This window comes from Anaerobiospirillum sp. NML120511 (genome assembly GCF_023050955.1).
Classification (GTDB): Bacteria; Pseudomonadota; Gammaproteobacteria; order Enterobacterales; family Succinivibrionaceae; genus Anaerobiospirillum.
The window spans coordinates 80,741-105,779 of the sequence record NZ_JALKIK010000015.1 but is presented as its reverse complement, the minus strand read 5'-3'; the positions used below and the strand labels follow the sequence as shown (position 1 = coordinate 105,779).

Sequence of the window (25,039 nt, the reverse complement as noted above, 5' to 3'; positions counted from 1 at the left end):
CTTTTTTTACGTGTGCTGAAACGTTCCGAACTTTTCCTTTTTACTCTTCCGCATATACTGCTTGAGACATAAAAGTAGTACGCAGATTGGCAAGCCGAGATCATCATTTTTATAATTCCGATAACAGTCTGTCCAAAGTGGTTGCCACTAATGATCTGAAGGTTTTTGGCATTGGAAACGCAAACGGCACTATCGATTTCAGCTTTACTAAGGCTGACTCCGCTCCAGATAAAGTTTTAGAAAAGATTGATGGCCTCATTGCGCTGTATGACGGTGAGCGCGCTACCCTTGGTGCTTTCCAAAACCGTTTAGAATCATCTATCCGCAATCAGGCCAACGTTTCTGCCAACCAGGCAGATGCCCGTAGCAGAATTCGCGACGCAGACTTCGCAGAAGAGTCCGCAAACCTTTCCCAGCAGTCCATTATCCAGCAGGCTGCAACCTCCATGCTGATGCAGGCTAATACCCGCCCTATGCTCGGCCTTGCACTCTTAGGTTAAACCTAATCTAATCTACAAAACATTTTAGCCATTATCAGTTCAGTCATAAGCTATGCTAGATGACTGAGCACATAAGGAAACATAGAAGAGCTGATTAGTGCTTTTATCAGCCCTCATGCGAGAAGAAGGAAACAAACATGGCTATCTACGTTAACACCAACATAAGCTCGCTCAACGGCCGTCGCTATCTCAATAACGTACAGAACCAGCTTACAACGACCTACCAGCGACTCAGTTCAGGTCTGAGAATTAACAGCGCCAAGGACGACGCTGCCGGCCTGCAGATCAGCTCCCGTCTGACTACTCAGATTAACGGTTTAAATCAGGGCAACCGTAACTCAAACGACGCCATTGCTTTTGCTCAGACAGCTGAAGGCGCAATGGACGAAATCACTGGCATGCTGCAGAAAGTGCGTACCCTTGCAGTACAGGCCAACAACGGTACCAACACTGCCGACGACAAGAAAGCTCTAGGTGCCGAAATGAACTCCCTCATTAATGAAGTTCAGCGTGTCGTTACCAAGACTACTTATGGCGGCAAAACTATACTCAATGGCCAGCAGGATAACAGTCTTTATAAAGTTGATAACAAACACGCTGATGCAAGTATCACTTTTCAGGTAGGTGCAAACAGTGGTGATACCATTGCTATGACCATGAAGAACTTTGCACTTTCAAAGATTGTTGCAGATAACGGCAAAATTTTTGGAATTCAGACTGATGGCTCTGCAAAGATTGACCTCAATGGTGCAGATACAGCTCCTGATAAGATTCTTGCCGGCATTGATGCAGTAATTCAGAGTTTTGACAGTGAGCGCGCCGCCCTTGGCGCTTTCCAAAACCGTTTAGAATCATCTATCCGCAATCAGGCTAACGTTTCAGCTAACCAGGCTGATGCCCGCAGCAGAATTCGCGACGCAGACTTCGCCGAAGAGTCCGCAAACCTTTCCCAGCAGTCCATCATCCAGCAGGCTGCAACCTCCATGCTGATGCAGGCTAATACCAGACCTATGCTTGGCCTTGCTCTGTTAGGCTAAATCCTTTACAAAATAATTTAGCCAATAAGTATCAGCCATAATCTCACATATGGCTGAGTTAACAGAAATGAGCAGGACTAACTGTCAATTGCAGAAGGTCCTGCCGTGGGAATAAAGGGAAACAAAATGGCTATTTACGTAAATACCAATATAAGCTCACTCAATGGGCGTCGCTATCTTAATAACGTACAGAATCAGCTTGCTACTACCTACCAGAGACTGAGCTCTGGCCTGAGAATTAACAGTGCCAAGGACGATGCTGCAGGCCTGCAGATCAGCTCACGTCTGACAACTCAGATTAACGGTCTGAATCAGGGTAACCGTAATTCCAATGACGCAATTGCTTTTGCTCAGACAGCAGAAGGCGCAATGGACGAAATCACTGGCATGCTGCAGAAAGTACGTACCCTTGCAGTTCAGGCTAACAACGGTACCAACACTGCTGAAGATAAGAAAGCTCTTAGTGCCGAGGTAGACTCACTTCTTGAAGAGGTTCAGCGCGTTGTCGGTAAGACCACTTTTGGCGGTAAAACCATTCTTAACGGTAAGCAGGATAACAGTATTTATACAGATGGTGCAGCTCACGATGATGGAAAAATAACTTTCCAGGTAGGTGCTAACAGTGGTGATACTATTCAGTTTACTCTTAAAAACCTGGCACTTTCCAAGATGGTAGATGCCAATGACAAAACTATTTTTGGCATTGGGGCAAATGGCGCTATTGCTTTCGACTTCAATGATGCAGCGATGGCTCCGGATAAGCTTTTATCTAAGATCGACGCACTGATTGGCAAGTACGACGGCGAGCGTGCAAACCTGGGCGCTTTACAAAACCGTTTAGAATCATCTATCCGCAATCAGGCTAACGTTTCTGCAAACCAGGCCGATGCCCGCAGCAGAATTCGCGACGCAGACTTCGCCGAAGAATCTGCAAACCTTACTCAGCAATCCATTATCCAGCAAGCAGCGGCTTCCATGCTTATGCAGGCTAATACCCGCCCTCAGTTAGGTCTTGCACTGTTAGGTTAATATACTTTATAAAATAATTTAGCCATTGTTTAGTACTCACTCCAGTGCGAGTACTGATACACAGGTATTGTTTGCAGGCCATATACTCACATGTTTATGACCACTGCTTGAGAAGAAGGAAAGGAAGATGGCTATTTACGTTAATACGAACGTAAGCTCGTTAAACGGACGCAGGTATCTGAATAACGTCCAGAATCAGCTTACTACGACCTACCAGAGACTGAGTTCAGGTCTGAGAATTAACAGTGCTAAGGACGATGCCGCTGGCCTGCAGATCAGCTCACGTCTGACAACTCAGATTAACGGTCTTAATCAGGGTAACCGTAATGCCAATGATGGTATTGCCTTTGCCCAGACAGCTGAAGGCGCCATGGACGAAATTACTGGCATGCTTCAGAAAGTTCGTACCCTGGCAGTTCAGGCAAACAACGGTACCAACACTGCTGATGACAAGACCGCATTAAGCTCAGAAGTACAGTCATTGCTTGAGGAAGTTCAGCGTGTAGTAAAGAAAACAACCTACGGCGGTAAGAGCATCCTAAACGGTCAGCAAGAAAATGCTCTTTACGGTAAAGCAGCAACCGCTGACGTCAACAAGGATGCTAAAATATCTTTCCAGGTAGGTGCAAACAGTGGCGACACCATCACTTTTGAGATGAAGAACTTTGCACTATCTAAAATAGTTACTGATGCTAATAAAGAAGCATTTGGTATTGGTACCAATGGTGCAATTACATTTGACTTTAATGATGCCAAAATGGCTCCTGATAAGATACTTGCTGTAATTGACAGTGTAATTGCAAAGTATGACGGCGAGCGTGCAAACCTGGGCGCTTTACAAAACCGTTTAGAATCATCTATTCGCAACCAGGCCAACGTTTCTGCCAATCAGGCTGATGCCCGTAGCAGAATTCGCGACGCAGACTTTGCCGAAGAGTCTGCAAACCTGTCGCAGCAGTCTATTATTCAGCAGGCTGCCACCTCCATGCTGATGCAGGCTAATACCCGCCCTCAGCTCGGTCTGGCCCTGTTAGGCTAAGCCCCTTTTAATTTGTTATAACCTTTGTCTCTCTTATTTAGCAAGGCTAAATACAGCCTTCATAAAGCCCCGAGCTCTCAAAAGCCCTGGGCTTTTTTATTTGTGGTCTGCGCTGATTCTGGCATCAGGCTCAGCTGTTGTTATATCAGACATTTGAATGCGTAAGCCGGTCCTTGCTCCCATGCCCGATACTGGAATAGGATAGGCATAAACATATTATCTTTGTTATATGAGGAACTTCGTTATGAGCAAGGTTAATCTGGACAAGATTGCCGATGAAAGCAGCATAAGAGATATCAGACCAGGCGATGTTGAGCGTGTCCATGAGATTTTTACCTGGTATGTAAACAATACAGCTGTGACCTTCATGCATAAAGCTCCTTCCCTTGAGGAGTACCGTGAGCATGTTGCCACTATCAGACACCAATATCCTTTCCTGGTAGCTGAGCATGAGGGCAAGGTAGTCGGATTTGCCTATGCCAACGGATTTGGTCGTGGTGAGGCTTATAACTGGAGTGCTGAGCTCACCATTTACATAGATCCTGAACTGCGCCATGCTGGTCTGGGACGCAAGCTCTACGATGCCCTTGAGGTCATACTCAAGGATATGGGACTGTTAAATCTGTATGCCTGTGTTGGCATCCCTGCCGAAATTGAGGACGAATACCTCAACTACAACAGCTCTCAGTTCCATGAGCATATGGGCTTTAAAACTGTGGGCACCTTTGACCGCTGTGGCTACAAATTCAATCACTTCTATTCCATGATCTGGATGGAAAAGGTCATTGGAGAGCATCGAGACGGTCATGCTCCTGAACGCAAGGGACCACCTCACCATCACGTCTGAGTTTCGTCATGTTTACTGTAATGAACTGATCTGGCGGTTCAATGGTTTAACCGATGCAGCAGCGTGGCTGTGCAGCCATTAACTGGTGATGCAATGCACCTGTGACAGGTGGTGCTGTGCACCTGTGACAGGTGGCGCTGTGCAGCCAGCAACAACTTATATGCTGCAGTGTTAACAGGTTATGCTCTGCACCTTTGTCAGGTGATATACAGCACCTGTGACAGTTACGAAACAGTTTTACAAAGGGGCATGCTGTCTGTCGGTGGCATGCCCCTGTCTTTTCTTCTGCTATGCAGGACCATGCCTGCTCTTAAACTCTCTGGTGCACAGTGTGCAGATTTGTGTTTTCCCGTTTTCTGCTTTACGTGCGGGGTATGGCTGAAGCTTACTGTGTACTGGTCAGAGTTTTTGCCTTAGCTGTGCGTATGCAGCGGCCTGAGGTGGTCTTGCCGGGTGTTGAGTTGGTCTTGAGATGTTCAGTAGTGGTGCTTTCTGTCTTTTGCCTAATAGTGAGGTGATACAATCAGGTGCTGATTTTTCCTGAAAAAAGACAAAAAAGATATTGCTGTACTGTAATGGTCATGGCATTTGTGCTATCTTTTTGAGCTTTGCCGGAGCTGTTTAAAGTTCCGGGAGCATTGTAACTGGCACGGGTCGATTTATCGATTTTCAAGGGATCGGCTTGCAGGCTGTCCCGTATGCCATGGATACAGCGCCACTGCATGCAGGAAGTATGTGCATGGACTGAAGTTAAGTTCAGTACTTATGCCTGATGTCCTGTCCTTACCGGGAAGTCATGGCACTTCGTCGGAATCTTTTTCAGTATCGAGTATTTTTTATGAGACTTAGCAGTTCCTTATCCAAAACCGCTTTAAGCCTGAGCCTGGGAGTGGGCCTGGCCTTTGGGGCATTTAACTGTACTGCCGTACAGGCTGCCGACAACGGTCCTGACTTAAACGAGCTGGCACGCTACGCCTCCATCGACCGCGCCCTGCTGGACAGCGCCATAACTCAGGCCACTTACCAGCAGAAGATTATCGACACCATGAACCGCCCTTACGAGGGTAAGCCATGGCATCAGTACCGCAAGCTCTTTATTACTGACAAGCGCATCAATGGCGGTATTGATTTCTACCTCAAGCACGAAGCTGAGCTGCAGCGCGCTCAGACTGAGCTTGGTGTAGCTCCTGAAATCATCTGCGCCATTATCGGCGTTGAAACTTTCTATGGTGCCAACATGGGTACCTGGAAGGTGCTTGATGCTCTGTACACCCTGGGCTTCCATTATCCAAAGCGTTCGGCCTACTTCTCAAAGGAGTTTGCCAATTACGTTAAGCTGGCCACCCGTGAGGGCTGGGTACTTACCGATACTCTGGGCTCCTATGCAGGTGCTATGGGTATGGGCCAGTTCATGCCAAGCTCTTACCTTAACTTTGCCATCGATTTTGACGGCGACCAGCATGTCAATCTGTTTAACAACACCCTCGATGCCATTGGCTCTGTTGCCAATTACTTCAAGGGTCATGGCTGGATTTATGGCGCCGGTGTGGTTTACCCAGCTCACCTCAAGGGCGTCAAGGGCAAGCCTGTCTCCAAGGCCACTATTGACCAGCTGATGAAGAAAGAGTGGAACCTCAAGCCAGCTGATCTTACCCGTGCCGGCATTACCACCAAGGTTGCCTTAAGCGCCGATCAGAATGTCCGCCTGTTCTCCTTTGAGCTGGAAAACGGCTCCTTTGAGTACATGGTTGGTCTGAACAATTTCAACACCATTACCCGCTATAACAAGAGCCCTCTGTACGCACGTGCAGTATTTGAGCTCTCTGAGGCCATTGCTGCAGGCTACCAGGAAGCCAAGCTGCTGCAGGGTCAGTATGTTGGCAAGGGTGGCCGCAACCCGTAATCTTTTATGGGGTACCACACTCTCTGGTGTGGTCACGACCTTTTACTGGGCCGTATTCCTTATGGAAGATGTAATCAGCAGGACCAGTAATTTTTATGATTCCCATAATCTTTTTGGGAATCATAATCTGTCAGAGGCAAGCTGATTTGCCTGGTCAGGTTTTCCACTTTAAAGGCGGAAACCATGCCCCGTGATCCTGTCATAGCTGAAAGTTCTCTTATCAGTTATGTAACGCATGGGGCACAAGGCTTTCTGACGGCCTTAAGTCAGAACCTTTGTGAGAAATAATTTTCCCGGGAGAGCAGCCGGCAATAAGGCCGGTTAGCTTACACGCAATGACAGCCAGTGAGGCGGCTGTCACAGGATCTGACAGCTTATGTCAGAGCCGCTGCCTGTTGAGGTTATTACCTGAAGGCAGGTGCCTGTAAGCCTCAGACTGATGCCATGGCTCTGAGCTGTATGAGTTTACAGCAAGGCCGTGAGCTTCCACAGGTTGCCAGCTTCCAGAGGCTGTCAGCCTCCCACAGCTGATGCTGCCGATGGCGCATCTGCTCCTGATCAGTCTGATGCGGTGGTGAGGCCGCCGTACAAATGCTGCATCATATGCCCTGTAATGTCAGCCGGTATGGTCCGGCGGTTCAGCTACAGGCGATCCCGGTCGGCGTCATGCGACGCGGCTTTGTAATTTATATTTTCTGAAGTTGATGAGAATTTCAAAAATTAAGCTCACCGGAGCAATACTGGCAGTTGTGATGGGCTGCTCTACCCTCCTGATCAATGGCTGTGAAAGTACTTCTGATGTGGTAACCACGACTCACGGCTCCAAGGCCGGTGACGGCTACACCTACGGTACCGGTCCTAACAAGACCCGACCTTACCCTCAGACTGAAAAGGTAGTCATCAAGGGTGTTAGCGGTGCCACTCCAAAATATGAGCCTGTTTCCCGTGGCGGCAACAAGGACTACACTGTACTTGGCCAGAACTATATGGTCTGGGCCGGATGTAATTCTTATCAGGAAGTAGGAACAGCCTCCTGGTATGGCCCTGGTTTCCATGGCAACAAGACATCAAACGGTGAAGTCTATAATCAGAAAGGCTTTACCGCTGCCCACAAAAATCTGCCTCTGCCATCCTTTGTGAAAGTTACCAACCTTGAAAATGGCAGAACTGTTATTGTTCGCGTCAACGACCGTGGTCCTTTCCATGGCAGCCGTATCATCGACCTGTCAGAGGGTGCAGCCAAAGCTATTGATATGACCCGCAAGGGCACGGCCAAGGTCAAGCTTGAGCTCGTTGATATCCGTGGCGGCAACGTGTCCGACCGTACCCAGAGCGCAGGCGGCCAGGTCCTGGCCGGTGTAATTGGAGCTGTGGTAAAAGATAAAGTCAGCTCCAAAAACCAGAGCAACCTTAGCAGTATTGGTCAATTCATTCATGAGGTAAGCAAGAACGGTCAGGCCAGTTCAGCCACTACCAGCGCTGCCATTGGCGCCGGTGTGTCCATAGCAGGACAGATCCTGAGCAAGGCTGACAACTTCAAGGACACCAGAGCCGGTGATACTGCCGGTTCCAGCGTTACCCGCACCATTACTACCACTACCTCAGGCCCGGATGGCCAGAAAAACATTGTTGATGAGCAGATTGATACCATCAACTATGGTGCTCCTCCAAAGCAGCCTGAAACCAAATACACTATTGATTATGCCAATCCTGTAGCTGCTCCATCATTTAATGCCAGCTATGTTCAGGTATTCAGCTCCAATACCCAGGAAGGTGCCGCCAAGCAGCGCTGGAAGCTCCAGCAGCAGACTCCTCACCAGGTGGTAGTAATGCCTGAAGACGGATTGTTCCGCGTTCGTGTCGGACCATTAAATGAAGGCGATCTCAACACTACACTTGAGTACATGAGACAGCTCGGTCACAGCGACGCCTTTATCAAGCGCCTTTAAAAAGTCATTCACACAGCGCGCTGCTGCTGTCACAGCAGGCAGGTGACGGCACAACATGAAGGTTCTGTATCAGCAGTCAGGTGACCTCACAACGTGAAGGTGCTGTATCAGCTGGCAAGTTCTGACTCAGAATGCCTTATCTGCCATGACAGAGCATGTTCTGTTATCAGGTCAGCACGGCGCTGATCACTAATGCCTGACTGAGATGGTTGCAGGAACTTTTTCCTGCAGTTGGCCGTCTTATTTTCGTGTTTGACACAAAGAGTTCCTCACAATGTTTAAACATGTGGGGCACAGTGACTTCCATGCGCTGTAGCAGATGCCAGGTGTTCGGCACTGCATTATATGTTTTTTCAGGCGCGGCCCGGCGGTCGCGCCTGTGCGCACCTGTAAGGACGGGATTTACGGCTTTACAGGCAGTTTTTCAGAACAATTACTTCTGCCCTGTGCAGAGGGCGGAACGGGTGCTCGAGCCAATGCCGTGCAGCAGTGGCCCTGCCCCTGGTATCAGATCTGCCAGGAGTCAGATCTGGCCAGCACTGTTTATTGCTTTGCTGATGGGCTATTGCGGCCTAATCGGAGTATTTATTGTGGAGATTAGAATGGATCAGAAAAATGGTCTGAGCTCACGTAAGTTTCAGTCTGACAAAAGCTTAAAGCGCTGGTGTCTGGCAGCCGCTGTGGGTTGCACACTGGTTAGCACAGCCCCGGCCTCTGCTGAAGCCATTCCCGATCCATTTGCAGCTGTGCGTGCCCAGCAGTCCGTAAATCCGGCTGCTCAGGGTCCAGCCACTGTCGATCCTGCCAACAGCGCAGCCAGTGCCCCTATCATCATTCCAGAGCCTCCTGTATTCAATGCCGAGTCCTGGGTACTGATGGACTATGCCACCGGTCAGGTTCTCTTTGAGCGCGACATGCACAAGCGCATCTGGCCTGCCTCCCTTACCAAGATGATGACCTCCTATGTCATCGGTATGGAAATCAAAGCCGGCCGTCTTGATCCTGAAAGCTATGTAACCATTCCTGAGAGTGCATGGGCTGCGCTGGACAAGTATGCCGACTCCTCCAAGATGTTTATTGAGGTAGGCAAGAAAGTAAAGGTCAGCGACCTTAACAAGGGTATTGTTATTCAGTCTGGTAATGACGCCTGCGTAGCCATGGCCATTGTGCTGGCCGGCTCCGAGGACGGCTTCGTTTCCGTGATGAACACCTATGCAGCTAAGCTTGGTCTTAAGGGCACCCATTTTGCCAATGTTCACGGTCTGTTTGATGAGCAGAACTACTCTACAGCCTATGACATGGCCATCCTGGGCCGTGCTCTGATCCGTGACCTTCCTGAAGAGTACAAGCTCTACAGCCAGAAGGAGTTTACCTTCAATGGTATCAAGCAGGTTAACCGCAACCGTCTGCTCTGGGACAAGACCATGAATGTAGACGGCATCAAGACCGGTCACCTCTCAGCTGTAGGCTATAACCTCGTATCTTCATCTGTTGAGGGCAATATGCGCCTTATCAGTACCATTATCGGTGCCAAGAGCGAGTCTGATCGATCCGCCATCTCAAAGCAGATGCTTACCTACGGTTTCCGCTACTACGAGACCTATGAACCATTCCCTGCAGGCAAGACCCTGCTTACCCGCGAGGTTCGCATGGGCAAGCAGGACAAGGTCAACCTTGCTGTGACCACTCCTGTAAATATCATGATTCCGCGCGGCTCCCAGCCAGGCATCAAGATCTCCTACGCCCTTAATCAGGCCACCTTTGTCGCCCCTATCAAGGAAGGCGATCAGCTGGGTGTAATCGAGTTCAAGCTCAAGGACAAGGTGCTGGCCAAGTACCCGCTTACCGCCACCAACTCCATTGAAGAAGGCAGCTTCATGTCCCGCATGTGGGACCGCATCATTATGGCCATCAGCGGCTAACAGCAATCAAAGGCAGACAGGAGGGCAAATGATGGTGCTGCTGCAGCGTCATACTTTGCCCGCTTTTGGTGAAAACAGCCTGTAAATGCCCTGCTGACTTATCATGACAGCGCCTTGCCTCTTAGCTCCTGATAGAATTAAGAGGCTTTTTTTGATCACGGACAATTTAATATGTCTTTAAAATACAAGTTTAATGAGGCTCTGGATTTTCCCTGCGACCAGCACATGCGCATTATCGTGCTCAATGAAGACAGCCAGCCACAGCGCCTTGTCGATCAGGTAAATTCAATCCTGCCTGAGAGCACTTCTGTAGACGGCGTAATTGACTCCCGTCTGAGTGCCAATGGCAAATATGTCTCCTACACTCTCAGAGTACGCTTTGACTCTGCAGAGAAGATGGAGCTGCTCTACGAAAAGCTCCCAAAGAGCGACTTCGTCAAGCACCTGCTCTGAGTCACGGCATACAGCCCACCTAACATGCAAAGGTCTGGCAGCTTGTACCATGAACCTGGCACCATTGTGGCTGACACTGCCCCTGTGATCCCGAATATGGATCAGTCCTGAAACCAACTGGCAATCCCCTGAAGATGAGCCCTCGCGCAAGCAACCGCATAAGGGCACCCGCGCAAGCACCCTGAATACGGGCACCCGCGCAAGCCCCTGAATACGGGCCCCCGCGCAAGCTCCTGAATACGGGCTCCTCGCGCCAGCCTCTTAATAAGGGCACCTCAAGTCAGAAACTGGCCGGTACTGTCACAGGTAATAGCCATGTTCTGCAGGGATCATGATAAGACTGACTATTCAGGGCTGCCTGAGCTACATGCTCTCAGGAAGTATTCACAATCAGGATAAAGTCAAAGCCTGAGGCAAAGGCATGGCCACATTTGAGGTGATGCTAAGTGCACTTCCAGCCCCCATGGCAAGTGCCTTAGGACCATGTGAAAGTCCAGGTCCGCCTGACTGTAAAGCCAATGCTTGCCAAGTGAGCATCCAGAGCACCTGGTTACCAATTACGCTGCTCTCAGCTCGCAATGCTGATTGAAAGCTGCTTGAGGTTTGCCTGATGGTTGCCCTGCTCAGTTCAGAAGCGTAAAGGGACAGTGCAATGTGAAGCCGTACAGTGACAGACGGAGACGGACAGTGCATGGCACAAGATGGCTGGCTGACAGACGGAGACGGACAGTGCATGGCACAGGATGGCTGGCTGACAGCCTGACTGACTATTTGTGATTTCCTGCTCCTGCAACCGCCGGGAGTAGTTTATGGCCCACTGTTGCGTACAGCGTTGCGTACAGCGGGTCTGCCGTTTTGTAAAGCAGGTTTGCTCCTGCCGGCCGGTGCAGCGGCCGTAAAATTCTTTGGAAGCGGTAGGAACTGTGCTTACCGTATTTGTTTTGAGATCCTGGAACCATGCTAGGCTTAAAAAGAAAAACTCACGAGTCCTCCAACGGATTTGAACACGAGTTCGGAAACTTCTTCAGCGCCCTCTGTTATCTGGTGGTAACCACCCTGCTTGCCTTTATCATTTTTATGGTACTGGCCATGTTCCGCATCTCCAGCTTTGCCTTCAACACCTACGATTCCCTCAATAACATCCCTTACAATGAGGTAGGACTGCTTCTGGGCACGTCTTCACTCATGTCTGATGGCAATACCAATCCTTTCTTTGTCAACCGTATACGCGCAGCCGCACTGCTCTACAAAAAGGGCAAGATTAAGTATGTGCTGGTATCAGGCGACAATATGCATGCCTCATACAATGAGCCACGTCAGATGACTCTGGCTCTTATCAGAGCCGGTGTGCCTAAGGAAAATATCATTGCCGACTATGCAGGTTTCTCCACTATCGACTCTGTTGCCCGTGCGCACCGCGTATTCATGCTCAAGAACGTTACTGTTATTTCCCAGGAGTTTCAGAATGAGCGTGCCCTCTTTATTGCCAATAACGAAGGCATGAGTGCCATTGGCTTTAATGCCTCTGATCCGGCCTCCAAACTGTCACACTACATAGTCTATGTAAGAGAGTTCTTTGCCCGCGTCAAATGCGTACTTGATATCTACTTCTTTGATACCCAGCCTACTTATCTTGGCGCTCCGGTGCAGATTGGCTCCAGCCCTATGCCAAAGCAGCCAAGCAACAAGCCAAAGCGTGCCACCTCCAGGCCTAAGCAGCCTGGCATGTCAGCATCAGCCCTGCACAATATCATCAGTGCTCAGGCTGTAAATTCCAAGGAGCAGACCGACGCCTCATCATTCCTCAAGCAAAAGCGTCTTGCCCGTCAGCGCCTTGAGCAGACTCTCAAGCGCGATCTGGAGAGTCAGGACAGCCCTGACCAGACCGAGCCGGCTGCACCGTCCGTAGAGGCACAGAACTGATATCAGGCCCCGGCACCTGCCTGCAAGTGCAGGCAGGTGCTGACCGGGATCTGTCATGACATAATGCTGCAGCACCGTGCTGCCCAGCCATGCCAGCCATACCGGCACTCCTGCACTTCCTGTCCCCACATGCCTTTCCATCCCTACTGCAGGCACGGACAAAGCCTGCAGCAATTAAGGCATGGCCAGGCTGTCAATATGAAGAGCAACAGTCCCGACCAGCACTTCTGGTCCTGCAATAAACAGTAAAGGCAGATCCCCGCAAGGAGATCTGCCTTTATTGTCTGTACCGGCCTGCAAAATGCCCACCGGGCTCTCACAGCCGCCACCTGCAGCATGACGGCCCGGCCCATAGGCCTGCGGTCATGCATGACAGTGCCTATGCTACGGTTACACTATTTTTCAGCCTGCCCGGCATAGGCGCCCTCTGCAGAGCCACTGTCTGGTGCCGAAGCAAGGGAAGCTTCCGGGATATGAGCGGCTGATGGGGCAGCCTGAGCTGCGGCACCGGCATCAGCATGGGTATCTGCCTTGCCGTTGCTCTCAGCTGGGTCGCCTGCCTTGCCATTGCTTTCAGCATGGGCATCTGGCTTGCCTTTGTCATCAGACTGGGCACCCTGGCCTTCGGCCTTTGCCTTGGCCTCGGCCTCGAGGCGGGCTTTCATAATTGGCTCGTAGTCGACTACTACCGGCTGCCAGCCTGTGTGTACCGCTACCTGAGTGGTGTATGGCACACGGCGGTGTTCGTAATCGGGCTCGTAGTCGAATTTAACCTTATTGCAGTTGATATAGCTGTCAGAGAAGTAGCGTGGATCCGGTACGGTCTTAAAGACACGTAAAAACCACATATACTGCTCAGGGTGACGGCTGATACCAGCCTCCAAAGCAGCACTGACACGCTGTAAGTAATCTTCGTTACTTTCACCCTGCTCAAGGTCCACACGGTTAAACTCCAGCACATAACTGGCTGTTTTAATATCGTAGAAGGTATTGAGCACCAGTACCTGAGATTTGGTCATGCGGGCAAGTTTAGGCAGAGAGCCCACCATGGACTTTGGAGTACCGAAGAAGTTTACGAAGGTAGTGGTATGTTCAGGTCCCAGATCCTCATCACAAAGAAAATAGCAGTTACGGCCATTTTTCAAGGCTCTGACAATAGAGCGGAAACCGGCACTGCGGGTGTGAATAGTGCCGCCAAAACGGATACGCTGGCGGTTTAAAAACCAGTTAAATACAGGATTTTTTTGCTCATTGACCACAGCAAACATAGGCAGGCCATTGCACGAAAGGTACAGGCCACTACGGTCAATGGCAAAGGTATGAGGGACGCAGAAAATAATAGGACGGGTGTTTTCTACGGCTTCACAAAGCACGTCAGGGTTAGTGACCACCCAGCGGCGCTGCAGCAGCGCACGTGACAGAAACATACCCTCTCCATAACTGAAGCCGGAAATAATGGCATGCATGAGCATGCGACGGTACAGCTGCCTGATTTCAGCTTGAGGACGGCCATAGAAAGCAGTATTGAGGCTGGCCATGGTGACGTCCCTGAAGCGCATGCTAATCATGCTGGCAGGCCATGAAAGAAGCCAGGCAATACCATCACGGATACGGTTGGGAATCATAGCCAGTAAAAAAAGCAGTCCCAGCACTGCCCAGGAACCCCAGTGTTTTGGTCCCAGCAGCTGCCGCCATTGATGAGGGTCATAGCCTGCATTGTCAATTACGACGTCATCAGTCTTATCCTGATTTAAAGTCTTTTTGCAATCGCCCATAACAACCTCAATAAGGGGAACTTAAGCCCCGAACTACCATGTACCAGACTAAAATCTCACAAATCATCCAGACCTGTGCCACGGCGCAGCTCTGACAAGCCCTCAGACCACAGCACGGCACGGCGCTGCAAGGCACGATCCTGCTATGCCATCACAGCACGGCACGGCGCTGCAAGGCTCGGTCCTGCCATGCCATCACAGCACGCCGGACATGACTGTGAATGGTCGTTTATACCTGCAGCATCAACCTGGCTGTACCCAGCAGCAAACCACAAGGGAAAACTCCGTTCACATGCCGCAACCTGGGCAGTCTGTAGTGATGTATGCCTGATTCCTCAAAGAAGCCAGCCTGCCAGTTGCCCTTAGCATGGTGTTCCAGCCGGGGCAGTATCCCCCTTGCCGGATCAGCATCTGCTGCAGGCCCAGGTACCACATCTGAACCCCCATTTCATCTGATCACATCAGATGGTGGGGTACGCACAAGCAGCGCTGGCAATTTTATCTGATGACCTCACCTCAAGCCTCAATCAGACTGCCGGGAATCAGACCGTCTCTCCTGATGGCCTGTTGTAAAAATATCGTCCGGTCTTTTCAAAAAGCATGGGGTACAGCCCCGTATTCAGTAAATTGCAGCCATATGGTCACTGTTACTGACAAACAAAGCAGAAAACAGCTGCCCCATACCGGTGCACAATCTGAAATTATAGCATAAGGCAGTGATGGCATTTAGGCCAATAATATCTCCAGAAACCGCGCTGGAGCACGCCCGCCCCGCAGGTTCCACTCAATTTCAGCCCGCTCTCTGCAATCAGCACATAAGCTCACGAATAAGGCTCCTTAGCGCCCCCAAATTCTTCCCCGCTGCAACATAGCCAGGCAATGCGCTGCAGCGTACTGTCGTGCGCTGTTGCGCGTTGAGATCCTGGCTGATATTGCTCTGCGGCACATTAAGCGACATACGGTGCACTCATGGCCGATATCGTATCGGTGCCACAGACTGGGCTGCGCCAGACTGCATGACCGCTCTTGCAGGCCGCAAAGTCTTTCTGGCATTGCAGGCGGGCCTTACTTATGTCAGCAGCCGTTTTGCTGTCGCAAAGATGCAACAGGCCCTGTGCATGACAGCACAGAGCCTGTTTCAAAGTAAGCAGTGCCGGCGCTGCCAGAGCCCTGGTGAGAGCTCCTCCCTGTGGAGGCATGCACGAGGCATGGCAGTGGCGGAGCCTTTGCGTACTAGAGAATCTTGTTTAAGAATTCTTGAGTACGACGCTCCTTTGGATGACTGAACACCTCATCAGGCGGGCCCATCTCAAGGATCTTGCCGCCGTCAACAAAGATCACACGGTCAGCTACCTCACGGGCAAAGCCCATTTCGTGAGTTACTACCATCATGGTCATACCGGACTTGGCCAGGGTCTTCATTACCTCCAGTACTTCCTTAACCATCTCAGGGTCAAGAGCTGAAGTTGGCTCATCAAATAACATGATCTTTGGATGCATGGCCAGAGCACGGGCAATGGCAACACGCTGCTGCTGACCACCGGACAGCTGGGAAGGGAAGGAGTGAGCCTTGTCCTTGAGGCCTACCTTATCCAGCAGATCAAGACCAATCTGCTCAGCTTCCTGCTGTGACTTGCCACGTACCTTGATAGGAGCCATGGTGATATTGTCGATCACACTTTTGTGAGGGAAGAGATTGAAGTGCTGGAATACCATGCCTACTTCAGCGCGAATGGTATTGATATTGGTCTTGCGGTCGATGTCATGACCATCAATGGAAATGACGCCGTCAGTTGGAACCTCAAGATAGTTAACACAGCGCAGCAGAGTACTCTTACCGGAACCTGAAGGGCCGATAACAACCACTACTTCGCTCTTGGCGACGTCAAGATCAATGCCTTTTAAGATCTCATTCTTGCCGTAGGTCTTGTGCAAATTGCGGATTTTAATCATGGAGCTCATCGTAAAACCTTAATAATCTAAGTCAGTATCAGCAACCGCCAGGTCCTGTAAGTTAATTACCCCCATGCACTCAGCTGTTATATCAGGCCCTTAGCCCCTGCCCATGCCCCTCAAGCCCTGCCGGACGGGCACTGGCCCTTTGTATGGCAGGCATACTATGTAAGAGAGATATGGACTTACGAAGCTGCTGGCACATGCTGCGCATGCTGGCACAAAGTAAGAGTGCGGCCCTGGTGGCTGCGCTGCTGCAAACCCGATCTCTGCTTTTGTGGTGTGGGCTGCGCCTGCGCTGCATGTGCCCCATCAAGGGCGCTGCAGCGGCATGGCTGCATTGCAGCCTGGCAGCTGTGCGGCGCAGCCGCTTATGCTGCCTTGCAGAGATCTGCCTGGATGCTACTTGAAGCGCTTTTCCAGGTAGGCTACGAAGCGGGTAATGGTTAAGGTCATGATTAAGTAGATGATGGCTACTGCTGACCAGATCTCAAGAGAACCGTAGGTGGAGGCGATGATAAGCTGGCCTTTACGGGTAAGCTCTTCAAAGCCGATTACGGATACCAGTGAGGAGTCCTTTAACATGGCGATAAATTCGTTACCCAGCTGAGGAATGGTGCGGCGGAATGCCTGTGGGATAACGATATAACGCATGGTCTGAGTCCAGGACATGCCCAGAGAGCGACCGGCTTCCATCTGACCCTTGTCGATAGACTGAATACCGGCACGGAAAATTTCTGCTACGTAAGCGCCGGAGTTAATGGAACAGGCAGCTACGGCAGCAACGAAAGGATCGATACGGGTGCCCAGAATAACCGGCAGAGTAAAGTAGATAATGAAGATCTGAACCAGCAGCGGGGTGCCACGGATAAAGTCCACATAAATCTTGGCAGGAATACGCAGCCATGCGTAGCGGGCCAGCTCGGCAATACCGACAAATAAGCCGATACAGGTACCAATAAATACCGACATGGCGGTAATTTGAATGGTGACCAGCGCACCAATGCCAAGAAGCGGCAGGCTGTCTACGATTAATGAAAAGTCAAATGGTATCGACATGTTTTAAGCTCTTAAAACTGTTGACCATGTACCCCCGCCATTCCTTCTCAGGAAAGGCCCGGGCACGAGTTACAAAATAAGGCAGCTGCAAATGCTGCCCCGCCTGCGATATGCACGTCAGTGTCATATCCTCTGCAAAGCGTGAGACCGGAACTGCCTGACAGACGACAGCTCACTGCTGTCTGAAATATCTGTCGGTCCCTCATCTCACCTGCCAATGTACTGGTGCAGGAGCAAGCTGTGGTAAAGCCATAAACAGGCCAGAACATGGCTTTGAGGCACTACCTGCCTCTCTCTGCATAATCATTGGTCGGGCATCCTGCCCTTACTCCTGCCACCGATTGAAAAACACCACTGCGGCAGTTCATTCAGACCCGCCACACAGAGGCCGTCAGACCTTTAATGCACGGCATATATATGCGTCCCAGGGACGCTGCGAGCTGAAACACGACATTGTACAACAAAATGCCGGTCGTAAGTATATTTTCGCAACCTCATCCCCGGCAAAAAGCCCACACGGCTGCCCTCTGCAGGAAAGATTTTCAGCTGATCGCCCTGTACCCTTTCCTGACATATAAGCTCAGGCCCCCTCAAGGCAGACTCAGCCCATAACGGCATAAGAGCTCATTACTGAAGAAGCTGATTGCCACCAGGCCGTCATACATCCCTGCAGCAGCTGATTGCCACCGAAATCGTAAACCTGCCTGCCGCAGCTGCATACAAAAGGACAAAGGCCAGGATCAGAAACGTGTTTCTGACTGGCCTTTGTCCTTGGGTTCTAAATTGTCAGAGACAAGCCCATACGGGTACTGCACATCATAAGTCGGCAGGGCTGGACAGTAACTGACTGGCAGCACCTGACGGGCAGCACCTGAAGTTATGGTCACATAGAGTCTGCACTGCTGTCTCAGTCAAGAAAATGCAAAGCCCCTGAGTGGGTGTTAATCCTTGCTGCATGGCTGCAGACTACGGGCTCCAGGCTGCAGGGAAGTGCTCTTACTTTGCTGCCTCGGCCTTGAACCACTTGTCATGAATCTTCTGGTAGGTGCCGTTGTCCTTGAGCTCCTTGAGGGCCTTGTTAACATCGGTCAGGAGTTTGTCATTGCTCTTTGGCACTACCATGGCCATATCCTCGGCATCAATCACTTCGTCGATCTCAACAAAGCCTTCAGACTGACGGGAGGCCATAAAGTACTGGTTTGCAGCGCGATCGTTAACCACAGCCTCACAGCCACCTGCCTTGAGCTCCATGTAAGCTGGAGAAATATCGTTGAAATTAGTTACCTTGTCAGGGGAAAAGGCCTGAGCCTTCTTGGCAGATACTGAGCCCATCTGAGCACAGAGCTTCTGACCCTTGAGTGAGTCAACAGTCTTGTACTTGCCCTGATCTTCCTTTCTGATTACCAGAGAAAGACCGGAACGATAGTAAGGCTCGGAGAAGTTAACACGCTTCTTGCGCTCTTCAGTAACGGTAAAGGAAGCTACAGCCATGTCGACCTGAGAGGTTATCAGGGCAGGAATCAGACCGTCAAAAGGCATCTGCACCCACTCAACGCTGGTACCCATGTGCTTTGCTACGGCCTCGGTAAGGTCAATATCAAAGCCTACGAGCTTGCCCTGTGCATCAGTGAACTCAAAAGGAGCATAGGCGGACTCAGTACCTACTCGCAGAACGTCAGCTGCCTGAGCTGAACCTGCGCCCACAGATGAGAACACCAGAGCTGCACTGCACAGCACTGCCTTTAACTTTGATAAAGCCATAATTTACTCCTGCTGAGTGACTGTATGATCAGAATAGCCCCTGCCAGGCCCCGCAAAACCGGGCACCTGCAAAACCTGGCCATGCAATGCCTGGCATACCAGGGCACAGCCCATAGCCGCAAGGCAAAGCCGGACAGTCAAGCTCAATTGCAAACTGATCGTTAAATTAAATGCTCCGCAACATGTCCGGAGAGTTCTGTATGAATATCAGTGCCAGTGAGCACTGCATTGACAACTTGCAAACACGCTGCAGCAGTGCCCTGATTAAGAAAGTTCTGACTGACAAATGACATTACAAATGTCATGAATAAGCCTTTTTCAGCCACAGACATCATAGCCATGTCACCTGGCGCAGCCACGCAGTGCACCATAATTCAGCGGATAGTACTGACATTGAAAGATGTTGGTGCGTTCCGTGCACCATAGCACAGCAAATTCTCTCCATAATAGCCATGCCCATGACCATGGACACCTCCACACCTCTGGCCAGTAATTGCAACGGCAGCCGCCCCATCAGCTCCTATAGTAAGGCTGCAGCATGGCTCCCTCACAACTCCCCACTGCTGCTCATTTAAAAAGGCCGCGCTCAGGACCAGCTCACCGATGCGCAAGACCTCGCTCGTACATCAGCTGCAGCATGACTACTGGCTCTATGAGCATGTAAGGCAAGCTATGATTGGCCAGACACAAGGCTCCTGAAGCAACGGAGCAAGACCTGAATGAGGTGACCACGCCTGTGCAGCGCCTGATCAGTACAGAGCGTTCATAAGCCGCTGCTGACAGCTCAATGGATTTGAGAGCAAGCCTGATCTGGTCTGCTATATGGCCATACTGGCTGCTGCATGGAATTGTGAGTGTTCGGGCTCCGTTTCAGCACTGATACTGCCTTGCGGACAGGCACTAATACTGCCGTGTGGACAGGCTGGATAACTGCCCGCAGTTGGCTATTGTGTGAGGAGCATGGACAGTTATGATGACAGTGGGGGGCTCTGCTGCGGTCGGCATGGATGGATCGATGGAGCCGATGAAATTATTTGTTAAGAAAGTGCAGGGGTACAATGAAGTGAAGATTGATCTGCCCCCTGGTACTCTTAATGGTTTCCCTGAAAATGTGCCCTGAAGGGGTGTACTCAAGCCGGGCTTACAGTCACGGGTTATGTCTCTCAAATCAGGCAGGAATGTGATTAAGATTCGGGCAGCTGGTAAGATGAGAATGGCGTTAGTACAGGCATTGCGACGGGATCTTTCCGGCCCTGAGACAAAAACAGCGCCTGGATCACATGCATCAAATATTATGAGGCCTATGTATTTTAATGAGCCTGCAGGTGCGCTATGCTAATCATGTACTATCCTGCCGGATGTATCTTCCGGCTATCTGAAGTGGAGTCGAGTTGTGGCTAGAAGCAACATTATTTTTGACTTTGGTGGTGTCTTATTTGACTGGAACCCTCGCTACCTGTACCGTGAGTACTTCAATGACGACGAGCGCATGGAGAAATTCCTGACTGAAGTTGCCAACAGCGAGTGGAACGCACAGATGGATGCAGGCAAGCCTTTTGCCGAGGGAGTTAAGGAGCTTTCCGAAAAATTCCCTGAGTGGAAAAAGGAAATTGAGCTGTACCACACTGGCTGGTCAAAGATGCTCAAGGGTGAACTTGCAGATGGCGTAGGTCTGTTCAAGAAAATTATGGCTGACGGACGCTTCAAAGCTTTTGGTCTTACCAACTGGTCTGCCGAAACCTTCCCGCCTGTTTTCACCAAGTACCGCTTCCTTGACGACTTCGAGGGCATTGTAGTTTCCGGTGAAGAGCATATGAACAAGCCGGACAAGCGTATTTACTACACCCTGCTCGAGCGCTACCACTTAAAGGCCAGCAATTGCGTCTTTATCGACGACAACCAGGCCAACATTGATATGGCTAACAAGGTTGGTATCAAGGGCATCTTATGGCAGCATAATCCTGATGAGGTTTATGAGCAGATTATTGCTGCACTTGAAGAGCCGGAGACTCCAGAGGACGAAGCAGTCCCTCACAACCACGAATACAACTGATGCCCGCACCGGGCTTTAACTGCAGTTAATTATCTGACCCAGGTCACCATGACTGCACAGTCAGTCTGCAGAGCAGAAAGACATGCCGGACATAAATCATCCGGCAACAAAGGAAAAAGCGGCCCATGGGCCGCTTTTTCCATTTGTAACATAGTCACTCCAGTTTGACCGGCAGCCTGCACCATTCCATGAATTCCCTGCCCTGGGGCGCCCCTGGACGCACTGCTCCTGCCACTGCTATACCGCCAGTGGCCGGTCATTGGGTTACCAGGGCTGCTGCCAGTGCAGCGGCCCCGTCCAGTCCCAGTACCGGGACCAAGGCTGCGCCCAGTGCTGCTGCCCGGGCAACAGCCGGTAACCAGTCCAGCAGGCTTCCCGGCAGACGGGAGAGCAGACGTGCTGGCAGGCGAAATGTCTGTTCGCCCTTTGTTCGTTGGGGACAAAACCAGTGCCCTGAAAAGCACAACAGGAATACCGCCTGAGACAGTATTCCTGTTGCATAGCCTGTGCAGCACTGGCTGCACAGGCTGGTGGTCAGGACAGCACGCCCGGTGCCTGTCCTGGAACCAAATATCAGTCAAGGAAGCCCTTGAGCCCGGCAGAGCGGCAAGGGTGACGCAGCTTGCGCAGAGCCTTGGCTTCGATCTGACGGATACGCTCACGGGTAACACCAAACTGGCGACCAACTTCCTCGAGGGTGTGGTCAGAGGTCATGCCGATGCCAAAGCGCATACGCAGAACCTGAGCTTCCCTTGGAGGCATGTCGTCCAGAACGGTATTAATGGCGTTCTTGAGGGACTCGGCAGTAGCAGCATCAGCTGGTACGGCAATAGAGCTGTCCTCAATGAAGTCGCCAAGATGTGAATCATCATCATCGCCTACAGGAGTTTCAAGAGAGATAGGCTCCTTGGCAATCTTCATAACCTTGCGGATCTTCTCCTCAGGCAGGCCCATCTTGGAGGCCAGCTCTTCAGGGGTAGGCTCACGGCCCTTCTCCTGGAGCATCTGACGGGAGATACGATTGAGCTTGTTAATAGTCTCAATCATGTGCACAGGGATACGGATGGTACGTGCCTGGTCAGCAATGGAGCGGGTAATGGCCTGACGAATCCACCAGGTGGCATAAGTGGAGAACTTGTAACCACGGCGGTACTCGAACTTGTCCACAGCCTTCATAAGACCGATGTTGCCTTCCTGAATGAGATCCAGGAACTGCAGACCACGGTTGGTGTACTTCTTGGCAATGGAAATTACCAGACGGAGGTTGGCCTCAACCATCTCCTTCTTGGCCTTCTTGGCCATGGCATCGCCCATCATGATACGACGGGACAGTTCACGCAGACGGAAAATGGAAATACCGGCTTCCACCTCGATCTGCTGCAGAGCCTCAACGCAGCGCTCCACCTGAGGACGGTATTCCTTCAGGCGGGTAGCGTAGGCACGGCGTGGACGGGTAGCACGCTCGAACCAATCCATGGAGGCTTCGTTCTTGCTCTCGGAGTAGAAATTGCGCAGATCATCGATCTTCATGCCGCAACGGTTTACGGCAATCTCACGAATACGACGATCCTGGGTCTTAACGCGCTCCATCATGTCACGCATGCTGTTGAGGAGAACCTCAAGCTGCTGTGGAACCAGACGGAAAGTGGAGAACAGCTCGGTAAGACGCTTTAATTCTTCTTCATACTTGCGGCGGGCAACAGCACCGGTCTTGGCACGCTGAGCTTCTACCTTGTCAAACTGCACGCGCAGTTCGGCAAAGCGCTGCTTTACCATCTCTGGATCTGGACCGGAATCGTTGCTGGAGGTGCTGGAGTCCTCGGACTCATCCTCTTCCTCATCCTCAATCTCGACCTCGACCTGGGTCTTGGCCTTGCGGCCACGACGCTTGGCTGGAGTAGCCTTGGCATTCTTGGCAGGTGCAGCAGCCTCTTCTTCGATATCCTCAAGGTCATCGACTTCTGAGCCTACGGAGTCGATGTTGTCCAGATTCTCAAGATCCTCTTCCTGGCCGGATTCATTTTCTGCACTGTCATCAGAGCTGTCTGGAAGTTCAGCATTTTCCTCTTCTTCAATGTAAGGATCGCTGAAGCCAACAACGATGTCAGCAAGACGGATTTCATTTTCAGGATCGCAGGCCTGCTCAAAAGTTCTGAACAGTTCGCGCATGGCAAGAGGGAACTCAACAATGCACTTCTGTACATCGTTGGTACCACGCTCAATACGCTTGGAGATCTCGATTTCGTCCTTACGGGTCAGCAGTGAGACATTACCCATCTCACGCATGTACATACGTACAGGATCGGTAGTACGACCGATCTCCACCGAGCTGTCCAGCTGGGAGGCAACTGTTTCTACGTCTTCAGACTCAACTGACTGAGAGTTCTCGTTTAATAAGATCTCATCAGGATCTGGCGGGGTCTCACAGACGTTAATACCCATGTCAATGAAGGTCTGTATTAAGACCGACAGCTGATCACCTGAAACGAGATCAGGAGAAATTCTGTCATTGATTTCTTCAATAGTAAGGTAGCCGTGCTCCTTACCCTGGGCAATCAACTGCTTGAACTCGGTACTTGCGGAATTGTTTTCCATTAATGGATCCCAAATTAATACTATGGCTTAGAAAAGGCTCAATCTACTATTATAAAAAGATCGGAGTCGTATTTCAAGCTCAAAAAGGACATGCACCTGTCCATCAAACCCCGTTCCAAGGCCATTTTAAGCCCTCGTCATCAACAGCAAATCAGGTATACATACGACCTGCAGGTAAACACCCTGCCCCTTTGTGGCAACCCTGTCCGGCTGTCGCTCAGCCTCGCTGACGCTGGCCCTGGCCATGCCCTGGCTGTCGCTCAGCCTCGCTGGCGCTGGCCCTGGCCATGCCCTGCTGTCGCTCAGCCTCGCTGGCGCTGGCTTATATGCAGAGCGGCCGGGCTGGCATGACGCCAGGGCAGATATGGGGGACTGCCGCACGGCCATCAGGCTGCGGGCGCAAGTGTTCTGCTCCTGTCAGCTCTGAGCTGTCAGATGCCTGCATGTGAAACGGAGATTGTGAAAGGCTCACTGCCAGCTGCAGCAAGCAGAAATGAGACAGATTGTTCAGCCTGCTCTTTTTCACCACTGTCTTAAGGACCTTGCATCCTTTCCGGTGAATACCCTGTTTTCAGGCTCTGATAACATCTGCCTGCCTATGAGGTACGGCTATGACCGGCAACGCAGGTCAGCAGACAGCAAAGCTGCATTATGCTGCCTGAGGCGTGGCGGCTCAGCTGCCTGTACGCATTCAGAAGGCTTACAGCTGGTTCCGCGAAACAGCAGAGCTGCCCTGTCCTGTCATGCACTGCCCTGCAGTTGTTATGCGGATACGCTGCAGATGTGCTGCAGATGCTCTGCACCTACAGGCAGTTTGGCTTTTGATTGCGCAAAGGACAGGTATGGCCGGTGACGGCCAGGCAGTATGCCGGAATAAGGAGGACGGCAGATACGGTCCCGGCGTGCAACCTTCCCTGTCTTACGGGAGTTGAGCGGTCCGTCCTGCTCTGATACTGCCAGGCCCGCGGCGGCATGGCAGACTCAATCCTTTGAAAACATTACTGCACTTCGGGTCTGACCTGCTCCGGGCAACAACTGACCGGTCAGTTAATCCCCACTTTCCGGATCGGCTATTTGCCATGGCCCGGAAATAATTCAGGCTGAAGTCTGCAGTAGAACTTCAGCCTGATTTTCCCCTTTGCATGCTGCAGTTGCTGTTATGCAGCATGGCCTGAGGAGGTGAATTCTGTAAGCTCAGCCTGCCCTGGCAGTTGCTGAGGCTTTAATCTTGCCTGTGCCTT

At 51.1% G+C, this 25,039-nt stretch carries 18 protein-coding genes; 11 read left to right on the top strand and 7 right to left on the bottom strand.

Going from position 1 to position 25,039, the window contains the following annotated elements; all coding sequences use genetic code 11:
- The first annotated feature begins 137 nt into the window (after positions 1 to 137).
- The 5 genes from MXE39_RS06125 (at position 138) to MXE39_RS06105 (ending at position 4,452) form a co-directional block, all read left to right on the top strand.
- Positions 138 to 500, top strand: coding sequence for a flagellin (locus MXE39_RS06125; RefSeq protein WP_348647471.1), 363 nt, complete (start codon positions 138 to 140; stop codon positions 498 to 500).
- A gap of 137 nt (positions 501 to 637) precedes the next feature.
- Positions 638 to 1,537 carry a flagellin gene (locus MXE39_RS06120; protein WP_246977208.1) on the top strand — a complete coding sequence of 300 codons (900 nt, stop codon included), beginning with the start codon at positions 638 to 640 and terminating at the stop codon, positions 1,535 to 1,537.
- A gap of 126 nt (positions 1,538 to 1,663) precedes the next feature.
- Positions 1,664 to 2,566, top strand: coding sequence for a flagellin (locus MXE39_RS06115; RefSeq protein ID WP_246977207.1), 903 nt, complete (start codon positions 1,664 to 1,666; stop codon positions 2,564 to 2,566).
- A 127-nt stretch (positions 2,567 to 2,693) separates the two neighbouring features.
- Entirely contained in the window at positions 2,694 to 3,605 is a 912-nt protein-coding gene (locus MXE39_RS06110; protein ID WP_246977206.1) for a flagellin, read from the top strand.
- 244 nt (positions 3,606 to 3,849) lie between these two features.
- Complete coding sequence (locus MXE39_RS06105) at positions 3,850 to 4,452, top strand: GNAT family N-acetyltransferase (protein ID WP_246977205.1); 603 nt, start codon at positions 3,850 to 3,852, stop codon at positions 4,450 to 4,452.
- A gap of 523 nt (positions 4,453 to 4,975) precedes the next feature.
- Here the strand turns inward: MXE39_RS06105 and MXE39_RS06100 are convergent.
- Entirely contained in the window at positions 4,976 to 5,125 is a 150-nt protein-coding gene (locus MXE39_RS06100; protein WP_247073862.1) for a hypothetical protein, read from the bottom strand.
- Between the two features lie 165 nt (positions 5,126 to 5,290).
- Here MXE39_RS06100 and mltB point away from each other — a divergent pair, with 165 nt between their 5' ends.
- The 5 genes from mltB to MXE39_RS06075 all read left to right on the top strand — a co-directional run bounded on the left by mltB (position 5,291) and on the right by MXE39_RS06075 (position 12,602).
- Positions 5,291 to 6,355 (top strand): lytic murein transglycosylase B, encoded by a 1,065-nt coding sequence (gene mltB / locus MXE39_RS06095; RefSeq protein ID WP_246977204.1) that lies wholly within the window; start codon positions 5,291 to 5,293, stop codon positions 6,353 to 6,355.
- 704 nt (positions 6,356 to 7,059) lie between these two features.
- On the top strand, positions 7,060 to 8,304 hold the full coding sequence (locus MXE39_RS12950) for a septal ring lytic transglycosylase RlpA family protein (RefSeq protein WP_281503373.1): 1,245 nt from the start codon (positions 7,060 to 7,062) through the stop codon (positions 8,302 to 8,304).
- Between the two features lie 602 nt (positions 8,305 to 8,906).
- The gene (locus MXE39_RS06085; protein ID WP_246977203.1) at positions 8,907 to 10,226 is read left to right on the top strand and encodes a D-alanyl-D-alanine carboxypeptidase family protein; all 1,320 of its coding nucleotides are present in this window, start codon (positions 8,907 to 8,909) and stop codon (positions 10,224 to 10,226) included.
- Between the two features lie 171 nt (positions 10,227 to 10,397).
- Positions 10,398 to 10,679, top strand: coding sequence for a DUF493 domain-containing protein (locus tag MXE39_RS06080; RefSeq protein ID WP_246977202.1), 282 nt, complete (start codon positions 10,398 to 10,400; stop codon positions 10,677 to 10,679).
- A 957-nt stretch (positions 10,680 to 11,636) separates the two neighbouring features.
- Entirely contained in the window at positions 11,637 to 12,602 is a 966-nt protein-coding gene (locus MXE39_RS06075; RefSeq protein ID WP_246977201.1) for an ElyC/SanA/YdcF family protein, read from the top strand.
- 395 nt (positions 12,603 to 12,997) lie between these two features.
- On the opposite strand, the gene MXE39_RS06070 is transcribed toward MXE39_RS06075, so the two are convergent.
- The 5 genes from MXE39_RS06070 to MXE39_RS06050 form a co-directional block, all read right to left on the bottom strand.
- Positions 12,998 to 14,377: a hypothetical protein gene (locus tag MXE39_RS06070; RefSeq protein ID WP_246977200.1), complete on the bottom strand. Its 1,380-nt coding sequence runs from the start codon at positions 14,375 to 14,377 to the stop codon at positions 12,998 to 13,000.
- A 1,233-nt stretch (positions 14,378 to 15,610) separates the two neighbouring features.
- On the bottom strand, positions 15,611 to 16,330 hold the full coding sequence (locus tag MXE39_RS06065; protein WP_246977233.1) for an amino acid ABC transporter ATP-binding protein: 720 nt from the start codon (positions 16,328 to 16,330) through the stop codon (positions 15,611 to 15,613).
- Positions 16,331 to 16,732: 402 nt separating this feature from the next.
- Positions 16,733 to 17,389, bottom strand: a complete 657-nt coding sequence (locus MXE39_RS06060; RefSeq protein ID WP_246977199.1) for an amino acid ABC transporter permease — start codon at positions 17,387 to 17,389, stop codon at positions 16,733 to 16,735.
- 996 nt (positions 17,390 to 18,385) lie between these two features.
- Complete coding sequence (locus MXE39_RS06055; protein WP_246977198.1) at positions 18,386 to 19,150, bottom strand: basic amino acid ABC transporter substrate-binding protein; 765 nt, start codon at positions 19,148 to 19,150, stop codon at positions 18,386 to 18,388.
- 161 nt (positions 19,151 to 19,311) lie between these two features.
- A complete protein-coding gene (locus MXE39_RS06050; protein ID WP_247073860.1) occupies positions 19,312 to 19,491 on the bottom strand; it encodes a hypothetical protein in 180 nt (59 codons plus the stop codon).
- A gap of 1,052 nt (positions 19,492 to 20,543) precedes the next feature.
- On the opposite strand from MXE39_RS06050, the gene MXE39_RS06045 reads away from it, so the two are divergent.
- Complete coding sequence (locus MXE39_RS06045; protein ID WP_246977196.1) at positions 20,544 to 21,203, top strand: HAD family phosphatase; 660 nt, start codon at positions 20,544 to 20,546, stop codon at positions 21,201 to 21,203.
- Between the two features lie 573 nt (positions 21,204 to 21,776).
- Here the strand turns inward: MXE39_RS06045 and rpoD are convergent.
- The gene (rpoD, locus tag MXE39_RS06040; RefSeq protein ID WP_246977195.1) at positions 21,777 to 23,798 is read right to left on the bottom strand and encodes an RNA polymerase sigma factor RpoD; all 2,022 of its coding nucleotides are present in this window, start codon (positions 23,796 to 23,798) and stop codon (positions 21,777 to 21,779) included.
- Positions 23,799 to 25,039: the final 1,241 nt, after the last annotated feature.

Excerpts from the sequence above, each read along its gene's own strand:
- MXE39_RS06120 (WP_246977208.1), top strand. The coding sequence starts at position 638 with ATGGCTATCTACGTTAACACCAACATAAGCTCGCTCAACGGCCGTCGC.
- MXE39_RS06115 (WP_246977207.1), top strand. The coding sequence starts at position 1,664 with ATGGCTATTTACGTAAATACCAATATAAGCTCACTCAATGGGCGTCGC.
- MXE39_RS06110 (WP_246977206.1), top strand. The coding sequence starts at position 2,694 with ATGGCTATTTACGTTAATACGAACGTAAGCTCGTTAAACGGACGCAGG.
- MXE39_RS06105 (WP_246977205.1), top strand. The coding sequence starts at position 3,850 with ATGAGCAAGGTTAATCTGGACAAGATTGCCGATGAAAGCAGCATAAGA.
- mltB (WP_246977204.1), top strand. The coding sequence starts at position 5,291 with ATGAGACTTAGCAGTTCCTTATCCAAAACCGCTTTAAGCCTGAGCCTG.
- MXE39_RS12950 (WP_281503373.1), top strand. The coding sequence starts at position 7,060 with ATGAGAATTTCAAAAATTAAGCTCACCGGAGCAATACTGGCAGTTGTG.
- MXE39_RS06085 (WP_246977203.1), top strand. The coding sequence starts at position 8,907 with ATGGATCAGAAAAATGGTCTGAGCTCACGTAAGTTTCAGTCTGACAAA.
- MXE39_RS06080 (WP_246977202.1), top strand. The coding sequence starts at position 10,398 with ATGTCTTTAAAATACAAGTTTAATGAGGCTCTGGATTTTCCCTGCGAC.
- MXE39_RS06075 (WP_246977201.1), top strand. The coding sequence starts at position 11,637 with ATGCTAGGCTTAAAAAGAAAAACTCACGAGTCCTCCAACGGATTTGAA.
- MXE39_RS06070 (WP_246977200.1), bottom strand. The coding sequence starts at position 14,377 with ATGGGCGATTGCAAAAAGACTTTAAATCAGGATAAGACTGATGACGTC.
- MXE39_RS06065 (WP_246977233.1), bottom strand. The coding sequence starts at position 16,330 with ATGATTAAAATCCGCAATTTGCACAAGACCTACGGCAAGAATGAGATC.
- MXE39_RS06060 (WP_246977199.1), bottom strand. The coding sequence starts at position 17,389 with ATGTCGATACCATTTGACTTTTCATTAATCGTAGACAGCCTGCCGCTT.
- MXE39_RS06055 (WP_246977198.1), bottom strand. The coding sequence starts at position 19,150 with ATGGCTTTATCAAAGTTAAAGGCAGTGCTGTGCAGTGCAGCTCTGGTG.
- MXE39_RS06050 (WP_247073860.1), bottom strand. The coding sequence starts at position 19,491 with ATGGCTATGATGTCTGTGGCTGAAAAAGGCTTATTCATGACATTTGTA.
- rpoD (WP_246977195.1), bottom strand. The coding sequence starts at position 23,798 with ATGGAAAACAATTCCGCAAGTACCGAGTTCAAGCAGTTGATTGCCCAG.